Source organism: Paraburkholderia sp. GAS33, assembly GCF_050436645.1.
GTDB lineage: Bacteria > Pseudomonadota > Gammaproteobacteria > Burkholderiales > Burkholderiaceae > Paraburkholderia > Paraburkholderia phenazinium_B.
In genome coordinates, this window is sequence record NZ_JBNDMP010000021.1 from 37,116 (window position 1) to 55,632 (window position 18,517).

The 18,517-nt window shown below is 58.1% G+C and carries 17 protein-coding genes and 2 pseudogenes; 11 read left to right on the forward strand and 8 right to left on the reverse strand.

Annotated features, from left to right (window positions below; all coding sequences use genetic code 11):
* Window positions 1-32 precede the first annotated feature (32 nt).
* The 8 genes and pseudogenes from P3T24_RS36570 to P3T24_RS36605 form a co-directional block, all read right to left on the reverse strand.
* A pseudogene (locus P3T24_RS36570) lies at window positions 33-358 on the reverse strand (IS3 family transposase); the annotation flags it as partial.
* Between the two features lie 299 nt (window positions 359-657).
* Window positions 658-1,191, reverse strand: coding sequence for a plasmid pRiA4b ORF-3 family protein (locus P3T24_RS36575; protein ID WP_429441661.1), 534 nt, complete (start codon window positions 1,189-1,191; stop codon window positions 658-660).
* A complete protein-coding gene (gene tnpC, locus P3T24_RS36580) occupies window positions 1,187-2,767 on the reverse strand; it encodes an IS66 family transposase (protein WP_429441641.1) in 1,581 nt (526 codons plus the stop codon). Before tnpC ends, P3T24_RS36575 begins: the two co-directional genes overlap by 5 nt.
* A gap of 63 nt (window positions 2,768-2,830) precedes the next feature.
* Entirely contained in the window at window positions 2,831-3,169 is a 339-nt protein-coding gene (gene tnpB / locus P3T24_RS36585) for an IS66 family insertion sequence element accessory protein TnpB (protein ID WP_429441643.1), read from the reverse strand.
* Window positions 3,166-3,576: an IS66-like element accessory protein TnpA gene (gene tnpA / locus P3T24_RS36590; protein WP_429282678.1), complete on the reverse strand. Its 411-nt coding sequence runs from the start codon at window positions 3,574-3,576 to the stop codon at window positions 3,166-3,168. Before tnpA ends, tnpB begins: the two co-directional genes overlap by 4 nt.
* A gap of 174 nt (window positions 3,577-3,750) precedes the next feature.
* Window positions 3,751-3,861 (reverse strand): annotated as a pseudogene (locus P3T24_RS36595) (transposase domain-containing protein); the annotation flags it as partial.
* 69 nt (window positions 3,862-3,930) lie between these two features.
* Complete coding sequence (locus tag P3T24_RS36600; RefSeq protein ID WP_074265592.1) at window positions 3,931-4,641, reverse strand: SDR family NAD(P)-dependent oxidoreductase; 711 nt, start codon at window positions 4,639-4,641, stop codon at window positions 3,931-3,933.
* A 157-nt stretch (window positions 4,642-4,798) separates the two neighbouring features.
* Window positions 4,799-5,551, reverse strand: coding sequence for a GntR family transcriptional regulator (locus P3T24_RS36605; RefSeq protein ID WP_083611462.1), 753 nt, complete (start codon window positions 5,549-5,551; stop codon window positions 4,799-4,801).
* Window positions 5,552-6,113: 562 nt separating this feature from the next.
* On the opposite strand from P3T24_RS36605, the gene P3T24_RS36610 reads away from it, so the two are divergent.
* From P3T24_RS36610 to P3T24_RS36660, 11 genes are all read left to right on the forward strand, one after another.
* Window positions 6,114-7,352, forward strand: coding sequence for a dienelactone hydrolase family protein (locus tag P3T24_RS36610; RefSeq protein ID WP_074266182.1), 1,239 nt, complete (start codon window positions 6,114-6,116; stop codon window positions 7,350-7,352).
* Window positions 7,353-7,479: 127 nt separating this feature from the next.
* A complete protein-coding gene (locus tag P3T24_RS36615) occupies window positions 7,480-9,102 on the forward strand; it encodes an ATP-dependent acyl-CoA ligase (protein WP_074266181.1) in 1,623 nt (540 codons plus the stop codon).
* Between the two features lie 297 nt (window positions 9,103-9,399).
* Window positions 9,400-10,566 carry a thiolase family protein gene (locus P3T24_RS36620; protein ID WP_429441645.1) on the forward strand — a complete coding sequence of 389 codons (1,167 nt, stop codon included), beginning with the start codon at window positions 9,400-9,402 and terminating at the stop codon, window positions 10,564-10,566.
* Window positions 10,563-10,865 (forward strand): Zn-ribbon domain-containing OB-fold protein, encoded by a 303-nt coding sequence (locus P3T24_RS36625; RefSeq protein WP_074265590.1) that lies wholly within the window; start codon window positions 10,563-10,565, stop codon window positions 10,863-10,865. The genes P3T24_RS36620 and P3T24_RS36625 overlap by 4 nt, the downstream gene beginning before the upstream one ends.
* A 392-nt stretch (window positions 10,866-11,257) precedes the next feature.
* Window positions 11,258-12,385, forward strand: a complete 1,128-nt coding sequence (locus P3T24_RS36630; RefSeq protein WP_074265589.1) for a cupin domain-containing protein — start codon at window positions 11,258-11,260, stop codon at window positions 12,383-12,385.
* Window positions 12,386-12,455: 70 nt separating this feature from the next.
* Window positions 12,456-13,367: a fumarylacetoacetate hydrolase family protein gene (locus P3T24_RS36635; RefSeq protein ID WP_429441647.1), complete on the forward strand. Its 912-nt coding sequence runs from the start codon at window positions 12,456-12,458 to the stop codon at window positions 13,365-13,367.
* A gap of 80 nt (window positions 13,368-13,447) precedes the next feature.
* Window positions 13,448-14,482: a carbon-nitrogen hydrolase family protein gene (locus P3T24_RS36640; RefSeq protein ID WP_074265587.1), complete on the forward strand. Its 1,035-nt coding sequence runs from the start codon at window positions 13,448-13,450 to the stop codon at window positions 14,480-14,482.
* The gene (locus P3T24_RS36645; protein ID WP_074266180.1) at window positions 14,482-15,240 is read left to right on the forward strand and encodes a maleate cis-trans isomerase family protein; all 759 of its coding nucleotides are present in this window, start codon (window positions 14,482-14,484) and stop codon (window positions 15,238-15,240) included. The genes P3T24_RS36640 and P3T24_RS36645 overlap by 1 nt, the downstream gene beginning before the upstream one ends.
* Window positions 15,241-15,327: 87 nt before the next feature.
* The gene (locus P3T24_RS36650; RefSeq protein ID WP_429441649.1) at window positions 15,328-16,662 is read left to right on the forward strand and encodes an MFS transporter; all 1,335 of its coding nucleotides are present in this window, start codon (window positions 15,328-15,330) and stop codon (window positions 16,660-16,662) included.
* Entirely contained in the window at window positions 16,659-17,177 is a 519-nt protein-coding gene (locus P3T24_RS36655) for a V4R domain-containing protein (RefSeq protein ID WP_074265585.1), read from the forward strand. Before P3T24_RS36650 ends, P3T24_RS36655 begins: the two co-directional genes overlap by 4 nt.
* Window positions 17,174-18,493, forward strand: a complete 1,320-nt coding sequence (locus P3T24_RS36660; protein WP_429408686.1) for an aromatic ring-hydroxylating dioxygenase subunit alpha — start codon at window positions 17,174-17,176, stop codon at window positions 18,491-18,493. Before P3T24_RS36655 ends, P3T24_RS36660 begins: the two co-directional genes overlap by 4 nt.
* Window positions 18,494-18,517 lie beyond the last annotated feature (24 nt).

The window sequence follows — 18,517 nt, forward strand, 5'->3', positions numbered from 1 at the left end:
GGAAGGAGGGGCGGCTAAAATCTTGGACCGGTTTATGCCGCGATCCCGAGACTTTTCCGGTATTCCAGAGGATCAGAGAGCCAAGCGAGACCTTGATTCGCGCTATGTTATATACGCGGATATAAGCGTCGAGGGTTTCGATGGATTGATCGACAGTCGTAGCCCGCCAGTCACGAGGATAAGACAGTTCGGTCTTGAGCCAACCGAAGAAGCCCTCACTGGCTGCGTTATCGGGCGAGCATCCTTTGCGTGATATCGAGCGAACGAGCGTGGCATCGCGCATCCGCGATAGCCGTCCCGGCCAACGATAGTGTGCACCGCGATCGGAGTGGAGCACTGGTCGCTCATCACTATCAGCCGAAGGCAAGCTCGAGCGGATCTTCACGTCATGGCAGACACCCGCTCCCGAAGTATCGATTCTCTATCCGAAAAAACGTCATCTGCCGGCACGAACGGAGTCCACGATGGACGTTTTCACAACTTGGATCAGGAAGGCCATTCGTGACGCAATTTGAGTGACAGGGAGTCGCGGAAGCAGCAAGGCCCCCTTTTGTACTCGATCCGACCGCAGCGTGGCTGCCGGCCGCACTCATTGCCGCACAACTATTCTCTCCAGGCGACTCGAAAGTAAGCGTCAATCTGAGGCCGTCTTGACGATCAGAATTTGACCTCTGAGAGCAGCTGATTCGCGAGCACGAGATCGAAGGCGGCGGGATCGAAGCTGCCGCCACACCACTCGAGGAAGTGGTCGTGCTCCTCGTGCGTCGGATTGGTGATCGCTTCGAGGAAGTCGGCATATCCTGGCACTCCACCAACGTCTTCTGGTGGACACGCATTCTGCCCGTCCAGGCACAGCGGCCGGCGCATGTCTGGATCAGGCACCAGCGCCTTCTCGACTTTGATCCGATGCTGCCAGTTGTCGCCGTAGTCGTAGATGTAGGTGAATGACTTCAGCCCGCCCAGCGCCTTCGCCAGCGTGACCCGTGCTTCATTGAGCATCGGTGGAGAGCTCTGGAATCCGAAGTCATCAGGTTCACCATAGTTGGTTTCGCCGAAGACGAACTCGTGCAGGTGCCCGCCTTCCCATCCCATGGCCAGTTGCAGCACGACATGCAGCTTGCCCAGCCGGATCGAGCCGGGAACGATGATTCGTAAGCGGCTGGGGAACGCGCCTTGACGAGCTACGCTAATCGACGGTCACGGTTGGTTGCCAGCGATGCGGCAGCAATGCAGAGATGTCGCTGGCCTTGTGGGTCGGCAATCGCGTGAGGATGTCCTTCAGGTAGGCGTGCGGGTCGTGGCCGTTAAGCTGTGCCGACCTTATGAGGCTCATGATGGCGGCAGCGCGCTGGCCTGCGCGTAGTGAGCCGGCGAACAGCCAGTTCGCTCTGCCGATGGCCCATGGACGGATCTGGTTTTCTACCCAGTTGTTGTCTATAGGCACGTGCCCGTCGTCGAGATAACGCGTGAGCGCCTCCCAACGCTTGAGACTGTAATCAAGCGCTTTTGCAATCGCTGAACCTTCCGAAACCAGCTTGCGTTGCGCCGTCATCCATTCGTGCAGTGCATCGCACACCGGTTTGGCCCGGCTCTGCCGGAGTTTGCGCCGCTCTTCGGTATCCAGCACTGCAGCGTCGCGCTCGATATCGTAAAGCGCAGCGAAGAACGGCATGGCCTGTCCAGCGACGTGGCTGCTGTGATTGGCATGCAGGTCGAAGAACTTGCGCCGTGCGTGCGCAGCACATCCGATTTCAGTGATGCCCTGCTGGAAGCCGGCCTTGTATCCGCCATAGTCGTCGCACACCAGCTTGCCCTGCCAGTTGGCGAGGAACGTGCGAGCATGCTCGCCTGCGCGGCTGTCTGCGAAGTCGTAGACCACAGCGCGCAGATCACTGAAGTGCGTGGGCGTATACGCCCACAAGTACGCCCGGTGTGTCTTCCCTTTACCTGGACTAAGCATCTGTACCGGTGTCTCATCCGCGTGCAGCACACCCTGCTGCAAGAGTTCCTGATGCAGGGCATCGACCAGTGGCTGCAACTGTGCGCCGCACGTGCCGACCCAGGCACCCAATGTCGATCGCGGTATTGCCAGACCCGCCCGCGCAAAGATCTGTTCCTGACGATACAGGGGAAGGTGGTCAGCGTATTTGGCAACCAGCACCGAGGCCAGCAGCCCCGTGGTCGGGATGCCCTTGTCGATGACGTGTGCGGGCACTGGCGCCTGAATCAGCGTTTCGCACTTCTTGCAGACCCACTTGCCACGGATATGCCGCTCTACCGTGAACACGCCCGGCGTGTAGTCCAGCTTCTCGCTGATGTCCTCACCGATGCGCACGCGCTCGCAGCCACACTGACACACGGTGCTGTCCGGCTCGTGGTGGATCTCCGTGCGCGGCAGTTGCGCCGGCAGCGATGCGCGCTTCGGTTGCCGGGGTGACGGGTCGGCTGCTGCTTGTGGCTGAAGCTGCTGGAGCTCCAGTTCGATGGCGGCCAGATCGGCGTCGACGGCTTCGTCCAGCAGGTTCATCTGCTCGCTGCTGAGCTGTTCGCTGCGCCGGCCAAACTGCTGGCGCCTGAGGATGGCGATCTCGTGGCTCAACTGCTCGATACGGGTCTGCCGGTAATGCAGCTCGCGTTCGTTCTCCTTGACCTCCCGCGCCTTCTCTTCGATTTCCCGGTCTCTCTCCTGCACCTGGGCAATCAGCTGCGCGGCGAGCGTGCGCAACTGTTCCGGGCTGAGGGCGTTGAGGTCGGCGGGCAGGTTCATGCAAACCAGTCTGCCAGAACCCCTGGCACCGTGGAAGCGCAACAGTTTACGTCCCTGTTGGCCTTATACGACGCGGATCACACCGTTCGGGCCGATGCGCTGCCACGGCAAACCGATTACCAGACCCGCGAGCTGCTCCTGCGTGAGTGCGTGTTGCTTCGGTTCGCTGCCGGCGTGAGGCCAGACGAACTGTCCCTCGTTCAACCGTCGCGCTGCCAGCCAGATACCGATTCCGTCGTGAACCAGTACCTTCAGGCGGTTGGCTCGCCGGTTGGCGAACAGATAGGCATGGTGCGGATGCGCAGCGCCGAATACCCTGACCACCCGAGCCAGGGCCGTATCGAAGCCGGCCCGCATATCCAGCGGGTCGACTGCCAGCCACACCTCATCAATGCGGATCACGCGAGCCACTCGCGCAGCCAGGCGGCGCACTGTGCTGCCTCTGATGTCGGCCAGCTAACCGTTATCGACTGACCTCCACGGCGAACCTCAATGCGGATCTCGGACGAGTGCGTATCCGGTGTTCCCAATGGTACTGGCACAAAGGCTGGCAGCGACGGTGGCGTGGCAGGTGGGCGGCCCAACGGCCTCCTGGGAAGTCGACCTTCTGCCTGATCGATCCAGCGCCGAAGCAGATTCGCATTAAGCCTGTGTTCCAGTGCAACTGCCGCAACCGATACGCCGATTCCCTGGCAGGCCGCTACCACCTGGGCCTTGAACTCCTCGCTATAGCGTTGCCGACGACGACGCTCTGGGAGTGATTCCGATTCTATAGTGTTCACGTGTCCGCTTATTCGTGTAGTGGACACGATACTCCCAAGCGCCGCAGCCAGATTCAAGATGGGTTTGCTGGCCGCTTACGATGATTCGTCGCCAGATCGCCGGCTTGATGTACTTCAGCTCAACGCGCAGTACGTAATCGGGCACTGGCGCCTTGACCAGGCGCACGGCAGGTTTGCGGGGCTGGGCCATCGGATTGATTGTCAGGCAGCTTGCTGCTCGATGTGTGCAGCCGGCATCAGGCGCCACGGCAGCAACTCGTCGATGCGGTTGATGGGATGATCGGCAATGCGCTCAAACACCGTGCGCAGGTAACCGATGTGTTCGTTGTTCCTCAGATCATCCTTGCAACTGCCTACATGCAACAACGGCAAAGAATGATGCTATCCGCGATATGGTCGCCATTTCGTATGGAATTTCTGAGCTATGTCCCCAGGATAAATTTCATCATCGCGGGACACGAGCGCACTCATGATTGCAGTTGCAACGACTTCAGGGGATACCTTAGGTAGGGGCAGGCTCGCACTCATTGCGGTATCCATAGGCCCGGGATAAACACCGATCACTCGCACGCCCCACGGCTGCAACTGAGCTCGCATCCCTTGTGTAAGCGAGTGTGCCGCCGCCTTCGATGCGGAATACGAGCCGCACTCCACCAGGTGCTCAAACGCCAGTATGGAAAGGAGATTGACAAAAGTCCCTTCTCCACGATCTTTCATCAATGGGGCGAGTGCGCGAGCCAAACGTAAGGGCCCGAAAAAGTTGACTTCCATTTCTTCCCGCGCCGCACCTTCGCTACGGCAAAATAAAGCGCTATCTTGCCGATTGCTACCAGCGTTATTGAATACCAAACTCACATCAGCTACGAGCGGGATCAGAGCATCGATGCTGTCTGGATCGGTGAGATCAAGCCGCACCGGGATAATTAGGCGGTAATTAGAGGCATCGGCGAATTTGTCTGGATTGCGTACTGCGGCATACACTTTACAACCTCGGCCTGCTAACGCACGTGCTAACACCAGGCCGAGCCCACCGTTTGCGCCGGTGACGAGCGCTGTGCGGCCTTCAAAAAAAGATTTGCTTTTTGAGTTCATTTGCGATCCACGTTGAATGAGCGATAAGAATGCTCTTGATGAAATCGTCTGGCGTCTGACCGTCAGAAGAAAATGCCTGAACGAGACATTTCTCCATCAGCTGCGGTGTAGTGGAATTTCACCGAGCCGTTTAATCTAAATTCGGTCAGCTTTTTCTCTATAAATCCGCCGACTTTGCTGTCAAAGGTTCGGTCCCGCGTTCAGCGGATGAGCTCAAGATCGTCTCTTGCGTAGAGTAATAGCACGTCGCAGAAACACGCATGTTATGGGCAACCCGCTCCTTGACTGCCTCGGCATCCGCCTCAAGGAATGCGTCTAATATGTGTTTCATATGCTTTAACGCCAACTCGCGAATGGCCTTGTCACGAAGCGTCGCGAGTCGGACGGCTTCGACATGATCGCGTAAGCGGTCAATTGTCTGTACGAGATGAGGATTGGGCACCATTCCAACCCAGGTCAAGCGGAAAGCGTCGGACGAATCCATGAAGCCTGGGATATCGTCATTAGCGTAGGCACGCTCGGCCGCAGCGACCATCGAACGCATCTCGGAAAGCCCCTTGATCGAAGCGTTCTTGCAAGCATCGCCAGCCGCAGCGGGCTCAAGCAGGAGCCGAGTTTCGAAAATATTGGCGATGTCAGTCGGAGTAAAGCGGCGCAGAACGAACCCGCGCGAGGTTCCTTCAAGAAAGCCCTCGCTCTTCAGTTGCAGCAATGCTTCCCGCACGGGCATACGTGAAACGCCCAATTGACTGGCGATCTCATGGTCAACCAATTTGTCTTCGTATGTAATCTCGCCACTTCGCATTTTGTCGCGCAAGTGACGGTACACCTGTTCCCGGATGCTCTGTTTGGGTTCCTGCATCGCGGTGTTTGGCGTCGCTTTCGCTGCCACGGTTAACGATGTCGGCATGACTGTACTTCCATCTCTTCTAGGTACCGGTTGAGGTGGGCAAACAATCCATGAGCTTACAGCGATTCTAGCCGTTGCCGTGTCTACGTCACGTGGAATCACTGTAGCTTTGAAGAGCGCTTCGCCTTTGATTCGCAAGATGTCGTGCTCCTGATTGTATGGCGGGCGATCGGCACGTCATCCTGCCCTACGTGCGGAAGCGGCCACCAAAGCGGCCGATTTAATTTGGTCTCTACCTCGAATCTGCGTAGACCCTTCCGAAAACGACGCTGACCCCACGCACAATGGCTCGCTTCCCCGTACAAAAGAGGGACAGGCACTTTCGGCGTATTGTAGCATGTCGCACAACTTACAGTATACTATTGTTTTTAGCTTAACATATTGATTTATAACGATAATTAAAATAAATAGCAATTTTCTTGAATAACTATCGTAAACAATATACTGTTTGTTCCGTGGTGAAATTATTTGATCCAGGCGGCTGCCAGCCGTCGCGCAATGTCGGCACAGTTGCCGTATGACCCGCCTGAAGGTTCGGGCGAGGGCCACTTTGGAGAAGACGATGGCCGGAATAACGATAAAAATATCAGGGGACAGTGCCAGGAAATTCACGGGATATCTGGCGCTGCCACCCGCTGGACGCGGCCCGGGCCTGGTCTTGTGCCAGGAAATATTTGGCGTGAACGCGTTCGTCCGCAAAATGGCGGACCTGTATGCCGAAGAAGGTTACGTAGTTCTTGCTCCGGATTTTTTCTGGCGCCAGGAGGAGGGAATCGAGTTAGAGCCGGATGAGTCGGGCGTCAAGCATGCGATGCGTCTGCTCACGGGGGTCCGCGATGAGGATGCTGTGTCCGATCTCAACGCCGCATTGACTGTCTTGCGCCAGCGTCCGGAGCTGGATGGCCAGTGTGGTGTCGTGGGGTTTTGCCTCGGTGGAAAGTTTGCCTATCTGGCTGCGACGCATACCGATGCCGCCATTTCCATTGGCTATTACGGAGTAGGAATCGAGGATCTATTGGATCGTGCGGATCACTTGAAGAGCAAGTTGGTGCTTCATTTCGCCGGCAACGATGCCTTCTGCGATGAGTCGGCGCGCGCAAAGATATTCGCGGCCTTACAGCAGCAGAAGAATGCAAGCCTATATGTTTATCCCGGCGTCGATCACGCATTCGCCCGATTCGCGAGCCCGCATTTCGACAAGCGGGCGAGCGCGCTAGCCCATGATCGTTCGATTGCTGCGTTGCGTCACATCCTTGGACCGGATTTCGATCTTGAGGCGCTGTGGGAAAGGCACCTTCAGTTGGAGTTCGAGGTTCGCGATGCCGATGCAACGATGGCGACAATGGTCTCTGAACCCTACGTCAATCATATCCCGACGATGACTGGCGGAGTTGGTCATACGTCGCTCAGGCGTTTCTATCAGCATCACTTCATCCATGCCAATCCTCCCGACACGCGACAGATTCCAATCTCACGCACGGTCGGTGCCACGCAAATCGTCGATGAGGTCCTGTTCTGCTTTACGCATACCTGCGAGATTGACTGGCTATTACCGGGGGTGTCACCGACGGGGCGCTATGTTGAAGTTCCTCTGGTGGGCATCGTGAAATTTCGTGGCGACAAGTTGTGTCATGAGCACATTTATTGGGATCAAGGGAGTGTTCTGGCTCAGATTGGTTTGCTCGATACCGAGCACTTTCCGGTAGCCGGCATCGAAACTGCCAGGAAAGTCATGGATGAAACACTGCCGAGTAATACCTTGATGAAACGCTGGGCAAAGAGTGCTCCCGACGCCCCGTGACGTAAAGAGCGCTGCTCATCATTTCCGGGTGACCATACTCCGCACATGACGTCCATTTGCCGGACGGAAGGGTTCGCGAGTTCACCCTCAACGCTCGATCGTGTACTACATCACCGTGCAGGAACTTATGGAACCGAAACACATTGATTATCCAAAGGACGTGAGCGAGTGGAACGTCGCTCCGTCGCAACGCACGCTCCCTGCACTGCTGAAGGCCCGTGCCACAGCCCGTGGCAATGCCATTCTCTTTTCCGATCGTACAACGGTATGGACAACTTCTGATGCGCTAGATGCGGCTGCGCGACGGGCCGGCGCTTTGGCGGCCGCAGGGGTGAAGCGTGGCGATCGGGTAGCACTGATGTGCTCGAACCGTGTGGAATTCATGGAGATCGTGCTTGGATGTGGTTGGCTCGGCGCAATCGTGGTACCAGTCAACACCGCGTCACGGGGCCCGCAACTGCAACACATTCTCGAAAATTGCAAAGCGCAACTGATGGTAATAGAAGCCTCATTGACCGACGCGATTGGTGCGCTCGATTTCTCGAGGGTTGCCCTGAAGGTTGTATGGCTCATTAATGACGGCGCGCCGGCTAAGTCCCTGCCAGTGTCCTGTGAACAGCTTCCTCCGAGAGGCGAGGCACATGAAGCCGCCGATGTCAGGCCCGGTGATACGCTCGCCATCCTTTATACATCGGGGACATCCGGTTTATCGAAAGGCGTCGTCTGCCCGCATGGACAGTTTTATTGGTGGGGCATCTACTCATCAAGACATATCGGGATCACGGCAGGAGATACGCTCTATACCGTCCTGCCGCTGTTCCATACCAATGCCCTGAACAGTTTTTTCCAGGCCCTGGTGACGGGAGCAAGGCTAATCGTCGACAAGAAATTCTCCGCAAGTCGATTCTTTGCGGCGTTGGCTGAGACCGAGGCCACGGTAACGTACCTGCTAGGGGCGATGGTTCCCATCCTGTTGTCGAAAGCGCCAACAGACATGGAGCTCCGCCACAAGGTCAGGATCGCCCTGGCTCCGGGTGTGCCGGAGCAATTTCACGCCAGTTTCACCGAACGTTGCGGGATTCACCTGCTTGACGGATTTGGAACGACAGAGAGCAATTGTGTCATCGGGTGCGGTGTTGCCGACCAGCGTGCCGGATGGATGGGACGTGTGGCGCCAGGTTTTGAAGCACGCGTCGTTGACGAGAACGACGAGCCGGTGCCGGACGGACATCCTGGCGAGCTGACCCTGCGTGCCTCGGAGCCTTTTGCGTTCTCGAGAGGCTATTTCTCGATGCCTGAAGCGACAGTCGATGCGTGGCGCAATCTATGGTTCCACACGGGAGATCGGGTTATTCGTGATGCTGATGGCTATTACAAATTTCTCGATCGGCTTAAAGACGCAATCCGTCGCCGTGGCGAGAACATCTCATCATTTGAAGTCGAGCACGTCCTGCTAAGTCATCCCGCGGTCGAAACCGCCGCGGTGTTTGCGGTGAGGTCCGAACTTGCCGAAGACGAAGTAATGGCTGCACTCGTGTTGCGCGACGGCGAGATCCTTGAGCCGCTTGAGCTAATCCGCTATTGCGAGCCGCGTCTACCGTATTTCGCAGTGCCACGCTTTATCGACGTTCTGCGCGAGCTACCCAAAACCGAAAACGGCAAGATCCAGAAGTACAGGTTGCGCGAGAAAGGCGTGACCGAAAGAACCTGGGATCTCGAAACGTCGGGATACCGGCTCAGACGCTCGTAGCAGCTATGCCCGTCGGGTGCTCCAGCCATAGTCTGAGACCCGCAAAGTGCGCAACGAAGCAGTGACGGACTATTTTTATCTTGCCGCAAGGCGGCACAGAGGAAGCTGTATGGCAACGGCGCAAGGTTCTCCAACGTTTGTCGCGACGCCGGTCGCATTCGAGCACGTTGCCGTCGGCTCTGGAGCGCGGCCAAGCGGCACCTTATTGAGCTACAGGGGTGCCGGCGATCGGTGCGAGGCCCTGCTCATGCTGCACGCAGCATTGCAATGCATGACATGCTGGCGAGGAGATTGAACATGCACTCACGCGAATTCTCGGGTGTGATGGTATGCGCTGGAGTGGAAGTTCCATATCGGCGGCAGGCTCCCGAAGGTACGACGGGTGATCTACTCGCGCAAGCGTTTCGTATGGCGCTCGCCCAATCGGGTTTCGCTGCAAAGGAAGTCGACGGACTCGGCGTGGCGTCCTTTACCCTTTCTCCCGATCACGCGATTGACCTCGCGTGGCGCCTTGGCCTTTCGCCTCGGTGGTGCATGGACGACTGCCACGGCGGTGCCAGCGGAATCAATCTGCTCCAACACGCGGTGCGTGCTATCCAGTGCGGTGACGCGAATGTGATTGCGCTCGTATCGGGCGACCGCTTCCAGCCCTCGGACTTCAAGCAGCTCGTTGATCACTACAATCTGACAACGCGTGTGTGGCTGCGTCCGCTCGAGAGCGGCGGCCCGAACGCGCTGTTCGCCATGTTGACCCAGCAGCATGCGCAACGTTATGGCCTGTCGCGTACCGATTACGGCGCGCTGTGTGTGGCGCAACGTGGATGGGCATCACGCAATCCTCAGGCGGTTTATCGTACGCCACTGTCAATCGATGCTTATCTGGACGCACCGCTCGTCGCTGACCCACTGGGCCGTTTCGATTGCGTACCGGTGGTGAGCGGCGCGAATGCGATCGTCGTTGCGCGTACGGACCTCGCAAAGCATGGCACTCGCGTTGCGGTGCGCGCACTGCGATGCGCTTATAACGTCGACCACCAGATGGGCGATGGCCTGCAGACGTCGCTAGTCACGCTCGCGCCGGCGTTATGGCGCGACGCAGACATGACGCCGGACCAAATGGATCTCGTGTCTGTATACGACGACTATCCGGTGATGGCGCTCGTGCAGCTCGCTGACCTGGGTTTCGCGCCTGACGCGGACCTGCGCGCGCTGATCTCGCGGATATCGTCCCACGAATTGCCGGTCAACACGTCAGGTGGACAACTTTCCGCAGGGCAGGCCGGCGCGGCAGGCGGCATGCATGGACTGGTAGAGGCGGTCACTCAACTGCGCGGCGAAGCGGGCGAACGACAGGTGCGGGATGCAACGCGTGCACTGGTCAGCGGTTACGGGATGGTCGAGTACCGGTACGGCATGTGTGCGAACGCAGTGGTGCTTGAAGCTGTCGGCGGAGGTAGCCAATGAGTCTGACGGTCTCCAGTTGCATCCGCTGCGGCACGACTGTGTTCCCGGCGCGCTACCTGTGTCCCGTGTGCGGGGGTGCCGAATGGTCGGAGATCGAAGCAGCACGCGGCACAGTGACCGCGCTGACGGTGGTCCGGCACCGGGTCGGAGCACACAACAGCGGTGACGTTCATCTGGCAAGCGTTGCGATGCAGGCGGGTCCAACCGTAATCGCATGCCTTAAGTCGGTCGCGGAGAAGGGCGATACGGTATGCCTTGCACTGGATGAGCAACATCGAATCGTGGCCAGCCGCAGTTGATGCAGTCGTGTTGCGTTGGCGCTAAATGCGCTGTGCTCGAGCGGCAGGTGGGTTTGAACTGTGACTTATCAATTCGGCAGCAGTAAGAGGAAAAGGAATTTCTGTAAAAGATACCTGATATTTCTTTCGGTATCCTATTTATAAGTTGATTCGATGATGTAGAAAGAAGCACATCGCTTGACGGCATCATTGGGCGCAGCCTCACGCGGTCCAGCACTCAGAGTGGAGATCGCGCAAGGCAGACGCAAGGCAGCATTTTCGCAGGGCAATCGGTCGATGGCTTCAGCCACCAACTCGCGAACGATTGCCTTGAACACAACTCCGGGCGCCCGACGATGACAGCATCCCGGACCGTACGGACCCTCGTCGCTGTGATAGACAGGAGCATGAACATGGCAGGGAACACTTACGATAGCTATCGGGAGAGCGTGGCGGGCCGTGCGAATGTCGCAGATACGCCGGCACTCGCTGCCTACTATCAGCAACTCGAACAACTCGACGCAGGCGCGCTATGGACCGTTGCCAACAAGATCGAGCCGTGGCAGCCGAAGTCCGAATCGGTTCCGGTGCTGTGGCGCTATCGCGATCTGCGCGAGCACGTGCTGCGCGCGGTTGAACTTGTAACCCCGGAGCAGGCGGGGCGCCGCGTCGTGTATCTGAACAACCCAGGCCGACGCGAAGTATCGGCCGCGGTGGGCTGGCTATATTCCGGTTTGCAGGTGATGAACCCGGGGGAGGCGGCCTCGGCACACTCTCATTCGGCGTCGGCGTTGCGATTCATCATGGAAGGCACCGGCGCATACACGATCGTCGATGGTCACAAAGTGATGCTCGGGAAAAACGATTTCGTGCTCACGCCGAATGGCACCTGGCACGAGCATGGCGTTGCGGCTTACGGCACGCCCTGCATCTGGCAGGACGGCCTCGACATCCCGCTGGTGAACGCGATGGAAGCAGGCTTTTACGCGGTGCATCCGGACTTGCAGCAGGCGATCACTCACCCGGTCGACGATTTGACCGCGATCTGGGGCGCAAAGGGCCTGCATGCGCAGAAAGGGGACTGGGACAAGCACTATTCACCGCTATTCAAATACGAATGGGAACCCACCTATGAGGCGCTCACGCAATACGCGCGCGTATCGGACGGCTCGCCGTTCGACGGCGTGCTAATGAACTACGTAAATCCAGTGAACGGCGGCCCGGTGATGCCGACGATCGGTGCAAGCATGCAATTGCTGCGTCCAGGCGAAAAGACCCGCGCGCACCGTCATACCGGCAGTTTCATCTATCAGGTCGCGAAAGGCAGCGGTTGTTCGATCATCAACGGCCAACGCTTCGACTGGACGGAGCGCGATATCTTCTGCGTGCCTTCGTGGGCGTTCCACGAGCACTCAAACGCTTCATTGTCGGACGACGCGTGCCTGTTCTGTTTCAGCGATCTGCCTGTCATGCACTCGCTCGGGCTGTACCGTGAAGACGCCCTTGCGGAAAACGGCGGCCATCAGGTCGCGTCGGACTGACTGCAATCGGCTTCTTTCTAACCAGTTTCTATTTGCTGCCCGGAGAGGGCGGCACTGATGGAGTCATTTCATGCGTCTCGTTACCTACCGTCCGGAAGTTTGCGCTGCTGCCCGTCTAGGATCGATCGTCGATGGAACCGTCATCGATCTGGCGCGCTTCGGTGCAACCACTGGACATCCGCTGCCGGCGAGCATGCTCGAATTCATTGACCTCGGTCCGCAGGCCGTGCTCTCCACGAGTTCGCTGCTCGATGAGCATCGCGGCAAGTGGCCGGTCGGTGTTGCCGTGCCCGTGCAAAACGTCAATCTGCTCGCTCCGATCCCGCGCCCGCGAAAGAATATTTTCGGTATCGGCTTGAACTACGTCGAGCACGTTTCCGAATCGAGCCGGACGCTCGATACGTCGAAAGATCTGCCGAAGGAGCCAGTAATCTTCTCGAAGCCCCCGACGACGGTGATCGGCCCGGGCGATGCGATCGAACACAACAGGGCGATCACGCAACAACTCGACTGGGAAGTCGAACTTGCCGTGATCATGGGCACACGCGCGAAGGGCGTGAGCGAAACGGATGCATTGCAGTACGTGTTCGGCTACAGCGTCATGATCGACATAAGCGCACGCGACTGTCGGCGTGCGGGCCAGTGGATTTACTCGAAGGGGCAGGACACCTTCGCGCCGTTCGGTCCGTGCATCGTCACCGTTGATGAAATCCCCGATCCACAAACGCTGAACCTGAGCCTGACGGTCAACGGCGTGATGAAACAAAGCTCGAACACGCGCCACATGCTGTTCAATGTGCCCGCTTTGATTGCGGACATCAGCAAGGCCATTACGCTGGAGCCGGGCGACATCATCGCAACTGGTACGCCCGAAGGCGTCGGCGCAGGTCGAAATCCGCAGGAATGGTTGTGGCCGGGCGATGTGGTTTGCGCTCAGGTTGAAAGCATCGGAGAACTCCGCCATCCGGTCGTGGGGGTCTGAGCCTGTGCCATTCGTATGACGCTATCCGGTCGGCAACTGGCCGGCGTCAAATTTTCCCAACAAAGTGCGAGACGTCTTCCATGCTGAATCTCACGCAATTCAAAGCAGCGGCCGTGCAGGCCGCTCCCGTGTTCCTTGACACCGACGCCACCGTCGACAAGGTCTGCGGGCTGATTCGCGAAGCCGCAGACAACGGTGCGCGCCTTGTCGCGTTCCCCGAGGTGTTCGTCGCCGGCTATCCGTACTGGAACTGGGTGATGAGCCCAGTCGAAGGCAGCCCTTGGTTCGAGAAGTTGTGCAGATCCGCCATCGAAATACCTGGGCCGGAAATCCGACGCATCGCAGGGGCAGCTAAGGCGAACCATATCAACGTCGTGATCGGCGTGAACGAACGCAGCCGCATGGGCATTGGCACGCTCTACAACACGCTCGTCACAATCAACGACGAGGGCCGAATTCTCGGGAGACATCGAAAGCTCGTGCCGACGTGGGCCGAAAAGCTGACGTGGGCCAACGGCGACGCGTCCGCGTTGCGGGTACACGATACGAGCATAGGGCCGCTCGGCTCGCTAGCGTGCGGCGAGAACACGAATACGCTTGCCCGTTTCAGCCTGCTCGCACAGGGCGAGCTTGTGCACGTAGCGAGCTATATCTCGCTCCCCGTCGCACCGCCTGATTACGACATGGTCGAAGCAATCCGCCTGCGAGCGGCTGCGCACTGCTTCGAAGGCAAGGTATTTACGGTGGTCTCATGCTCGACCATTTCACCGGAAATCATTCAGACGATTGGCGCGTCGCACCCCCAGGCTCGCGATTTGTTGGCGCGTCGAAACAGCGCGTTCTCGGGGATTCTCGGGCCTGACGGTCGAGTGATTGGTGAGCCGCTAATCGATGACGAGGGCATCGTCTACGCTGATATCGACCTGTCGCGCTGTATCCAGCCGCGCCAGATGCACGATATTACCGGTCACTACAACCGCTTCGATGTGTTCGATCTACGCGTGAACCGCAAGCCACTCGCGCCCGTGCAATTCAACGATGAAGGCAGCGGGGCATCGGATGTCGACGCCGAAACAGTGCAACTCAATGCTTTCGAAACCGTGGAGAGCAAATGATGGCTCAGCAGCGCGTTCTGCGTATCGGGCAGATTGTCCCATCTTCCAATACGACGATGGAAACCGAAATCCCTGCGATGTTCCGTAGGCGCGAGCGAGACTCTGACGAGCGCTTCACATTCCACTCTAGTCGCATGCGAATGAAGAGGGTCGTGAAGGAAGAGCTCGAAGCAATGGATCGCGATAGCGACCGCTGTGCGATCGAGCTTTCAGATGCTCACGTCGACGTGCTCGGCTATGCGTGCCTGGTGGCCATCATGAGCATGGGCGCTGGCTACCACCGGGTGTCGGAGAAGCGTCTGTTCCAGCGAACGATGGAGAACGGGGCGCCTGCCCCCGTGGTGACGAGCGCAGGCGCGCTGGTTGACGGCCTGCACGCGATGGGCGCAAAACGCGTTTCGATAGTCTGCCCTTACATGAAGCCGCTGACGAAGTTGGTTGTTGAATACGTTGAAAGTGAAGGTATTGAAGTGAAAGACTATATTGCGCTCGAAATTCCGGACAACCTGCAGGTTGCCGCGCAGGACCCGGAGAAACTGCTCGCCATCTATAAACGTCTCGATCGCGGCAACATCGACGCCCTCGTGCTGTCAGCCTGCGTCCAGATGCAGTCGTTGTCGTCGATCCAGAAGGTCCAGGACGAGTCGGGTGTCCCGACCATGTCGGCGGCGGTCGCGACTACGTGGCAAATGCTGCGACGTCTGGAAATGCATACGGAGGTCTCGGACTGCGGCGAACTTTTGTCCGGCAGATATTGAACGTGAGACCGATACCGGCGAACAGGCTGTGAGATCACCCGAACATAGCGTGCGTTCGCCATACCTTGAACTTGTGGGAAGACCGGTATGAACTCTGATATATCGATTGTGAGCGGTCCTGCGGCGACGCGGGTACCCGAAGCAACGTTGCGGCGCACAGTGCTCACTTCGATGATAGGGCAGGCGCTGGAATGGTACGATTTTTTTCTGTACGGCACCGCGGCCGCCTTGGTGTTTGGCGATCTCTTTTTCCCCGCTGGCACGGATCCGCTCGTTGGAACCATTCTGTCCTTCGGTGGATTCCTCATTGGCTTCATGGTACGGCCGATCGGCGGGATCCTATGTGGACACTTGGGCGATCGTGTTGGACGTAAGAATGTGCTTATCCTGACCCTGCTCATGATGGGCAGTGCCACCTTTCTGATGGGATTGCTGCCTACCTATCACAGCATTGGTATCTGGGCGCCTGTGTTGCTGCTGGCATTGCGTGTCGTCCAAGGCCTTGCAGCCGGCGGTGAGTGGAGTGGAAGCATTCTTATCATTAGCGAGAATGTGCCGGCCTCGCGGCGCGGCTTTCTGTCCGCATGGAGTCCTGCCGGGGCAACAACTGGCTTCGTGATGTCATCTGCGGTATTTCTTCTTGCTCAAATGCTGCCGCATGACGCGTTCATTCGCTGGGGTTGGCGTTTGCCGTTCCTCGCTAGCATTGTCATTATCGCCCTGGGTTTTTACGTTCGCAAACAGATCCCGGAAAGTGCTGAGTTTGTGAAGGTTAAGCGAGCCACAGTGCGCGTTCGCACGCCCATCGTCGAAGTGCTCCGGCGCCACCCCAAAGAGCTCTTGATGGTAATGGGATTGCGTTTTGGTGAAGGTGGCGCGTCGTATATTTTCTTCGCATTTTCGCTGGCGTACGGCAGGTTCATTGGCCTGTCCAGCAACCTGCTGTTGGGCGCCCTGACGGTTTCCATGGTGCTGATGATCCCTTTCTCGCTATGGTTCGGTCATATGTCGGATCGCATCGGTCGTCGCGCGGTATACAGGTGGGGCGCACTAGGCGTCATAGCGGTCGCGTTTCCTTTTTTCCTGATGCTTCAGTCCGGGCAGGCATGGGTGATCGTGCTGGCCTACGTTCTGTCTACCAGCGTGGCTCTTGGTGCCCTTGAGGGTGTGCAGCCAGCCTACATGTCGGAGCTTTTCAACGCCGATGTGCGCTACTCGGGCTTGGGACTTGGGCGCGAAGTGGCCTCGGTCCTCGGAGCGGGCTTATCTCCGATGCTGGCGACTGCCTTGCTGGCGAAATACCGAAGCCCGTGGCCGGTCGCCATCTATTTAGCACTGCTGGGTCTATCTATCGTTGTCGCGCTGAGATTCACCCCCGAGACTTTGCCGCCCGAAGAGCGCGCTAAGGAGCGATCGGTATGAACGCTATCGTTTCACGGCTGGTGCACGATCTTGAGGCGGGAGAGATCTGCGATGGCGACCGCCGCTACCTGATCATGCGACCTGATGTACTCATGGGGACGTTGAAAAGCCTGGACGACACGACGCGCGAGCGCGTGCTGAGTTCTCTAGCCAATTCCGCGGCGCTCCATGGAGGACGCAGCGTGCAAGCGTACGGCAAAACAGCTGTCGGCCGCGCGTTGCTAGAAACTATGTGTGATGCATCGGCTGGTCTCGGCTGGGGACGATGGTACATCGAAGAGAGTGCCGAAGAACTCAAGCTGACTGTGCACAACAGTCCGTTTGCATGGGGCTACGGCGCTTGCACCCATACAGTCTGTGCGCCGATAGTCGGCATATTTCGAGCCGTCGCCACCCAGTTCTTCGGGACCCCCGTCGTGGTTGAGGAGTTGGAGTGCGCGGCGATGACATCTCAGCTGGCTTGTCACTTTGTCGCTAGTCGGAAAGGTGGCACTTTACCCGGTAATCCGCAATGAACCACCTGTCTCAATACCGCAGCGACCCCGACGCCATCCGAGCGTTGTTCGATAAAGATCGGGTGCATCGGGATGTCTACCTGAACGAGGAGCTCTTCGATCTCGAATGTGAACGACTGTTTATTCGGAGCTGGGTCTTTGTCGGTCACGCCAGCCAGGTACCCAATACGGGCGACTTCATCACGACTCAGATCGCCCGTCAGCCGGTCATCATGATCCGGCAACCCGATGGCTCGATCCGCACTCTGCTTAATCGTTGTGCCCACAAAGGGACAATGGTGATCTCTTTGCCCTCAGGCAACGCCGGCAAGTTCCTGCGCTGCCCCTATCACGCTTGGACCTATCGCACGGATGGCAAACCACTTGGCGTGCCGCTGCGCATTGGCTACGAAGGCACACGGCTACACGAGTGCGAAGCGTCTGCCGGGCTTGACAGCCTGGCTTGCGAAAATTACCGCGGTTTTGTGTTTGCGCGTATGTCACCCGAAGGCATTTCCTTTCGTGATTACTTCGGAGATATGTTGGGCGTGCTTGACAATCTAGCCGATCGATCGCCCGCTGGTGAAGTGCGCGTGGCCGGTGGCATTTTGCGCAGTGTGATCCCGTGTAACTGGAAGATGTATCTCGAGAATATTGTCGACGCGGTGCACCCGATCTCCACCCACGAATCGGCCTGGCAAACTGCTCGAGACGCGGTGAAAACGTGGCCCGAGGATACCCCGCGCCCGATGGAGTTGGAGCAATTACTGCCATTCGGCTCAGGCTACGAGTTCTATCAGCAAGCGGGGGCGCGCGTTTATGCGAACGGACATTGCATCCTTGGTACTCGCGCTAGCATTCATTCCGGCTACGGCGCGCCGCCGGGATACGAAGACGCGATGCGCGCAGCGCACGGGGAGAAACGTGCGAAGGAAATCCTAGCGTTTGCCCCCCAGAACTCAGTGTTGTTTCCAACTTTGGCGCTGAAGAGTTCGCCGCAGACCTTGCGCGCAATCCGCCCACTCGCTGTCAACCGAACACTTGTCGAGATTTTCGCCTTGGCGCCCGTGGATGCGCCTGACGAACTGCTGCAGCGAACCTTGACTTACAACCGGCTCGTATTCTCCCCGATGTCCATCGTTGCGCATGACGACATTCACGTCTTCACGACCATGCAGCAAGCGTTGGCTTCCAGCGGCAATCCATGGATAAGCTTACACCGCGAATGCCAGGTCGATGAAGGTAGTCAATTGCCCGTGGATGTTAGCGGCAACAATGAAATTCTGATGCGCAATCAGTTTCGCGCCTGGGTTGACCTGATGGCTACCCACGATTGATTCAATATGAGGACTGAGTGCAGG

What these genes read in the sequence shown, in the direction of transcription:
- tnpC (WP_429441641.1), bottom strand. Translation starts at nt 2,767, where the DNA reads ATGAACCTGCCCGCCGACCTCAACGCCCTCAGCCCGGAACAGTTGCGC.
- P3T24_RS36600 (WP_074265592.1), bottom strand. Translation starts at nt 4,641, where the DNA reads ATGAACTCAAAAAGCAAATCTTTTTTTGAAGGCCGCACAGCGCTCGTC.
- P3T24_RS36605 (WP_083611462.1), bottom strand. Translation starts at nt 5,551, where the DNA reads ATGCCGACATCGTTAACCGTGGCAGCGAAAGCGACGCCAAACACCGCG.
- P3T24_RS36610 (WP_074266182.1), top strand. Translation starts at nt 6,114, where the DNA reads ATGGCCGGAATAACGATAAAAATATCAGGGGACAGTGCCAGGAAATTC.
- P3T24_RS36615 (WP_074266181.1), top strand. Translation starts at nt 7,480, where the DNA reads ATGGAACCGAAACACATTGATTATCCAAAGGACGTGAGCGAGTGGAAC.
- P3T24_RS36620 (WP_429441645.1), top strand. Translation starts at nt 9,400, where the DNA reads ATGCACTCACGCGAATTCTCGGGTGTGATGGTATGCGCTGGAGTGGAA.
- P3T24_RS36625 (WP_074265590.1), top strand. Translation starts at nt 10,563, where the DNA reads ATGAGTCTGACGGTCTCCAGTTGCATCCGCTGCGGCACGACTGTGTTC.
- P3T24_RS36630 (WP_074265589.1), top strand. Translation starts at nt 11,258, where the DNA reads ATGGCAGGGAACACTTACGATAGCTATCGGGAGAGCGTGGCGGGCCGT.
- P3T24_RS36635 (WP_429441647.1), top strand. Translation starts at nt 12,456, where the DNA reads ATGCGTCTCGTTACCTACCGTCCGGAAGTTTGCGCTGCTGCCCGTCTA.
- P3T24_RS36640 (WP_074265587.1), top strand. Translation starts at nt 13,448, where the DNA reads ATGCTGAATCTCACGCAATTCAAAGCAGCGGCCGTGCAGGCCGCTCCC.
- P3T24_RS36645 (WP_074266180.1), top strand. Translation starts at nt 14,482, where the DNA reads ATGGCTCAGCAGCGCGTTCTGCGTATCGGGCAGATTGTCCCATCTTCC.
- P3T24_RS36650 (WP_429441649.1), top strand. Translation starts at nt 15,328, where the DNA reads ATGAACTCTGATATATCGATTGTGAGCGGTCCTGCGGCGACGCGGGTA.
- P3T24_RS36655 (WP_074265585.1), top strand. Translation starts at nt 16,659, where the DNA reads ATGAACGCTATCGTTTCACGGCTGGTGCACGATCTTGAGGCGGGAGAG.
- P3T24_RS36660 (WP_429408686.1), top strand. Translation starts at nt 17,174, where the DNA reads ATGAACCACCTGTCTCAATACCGCAGCGACCCCGACGCCATCCGAGCG.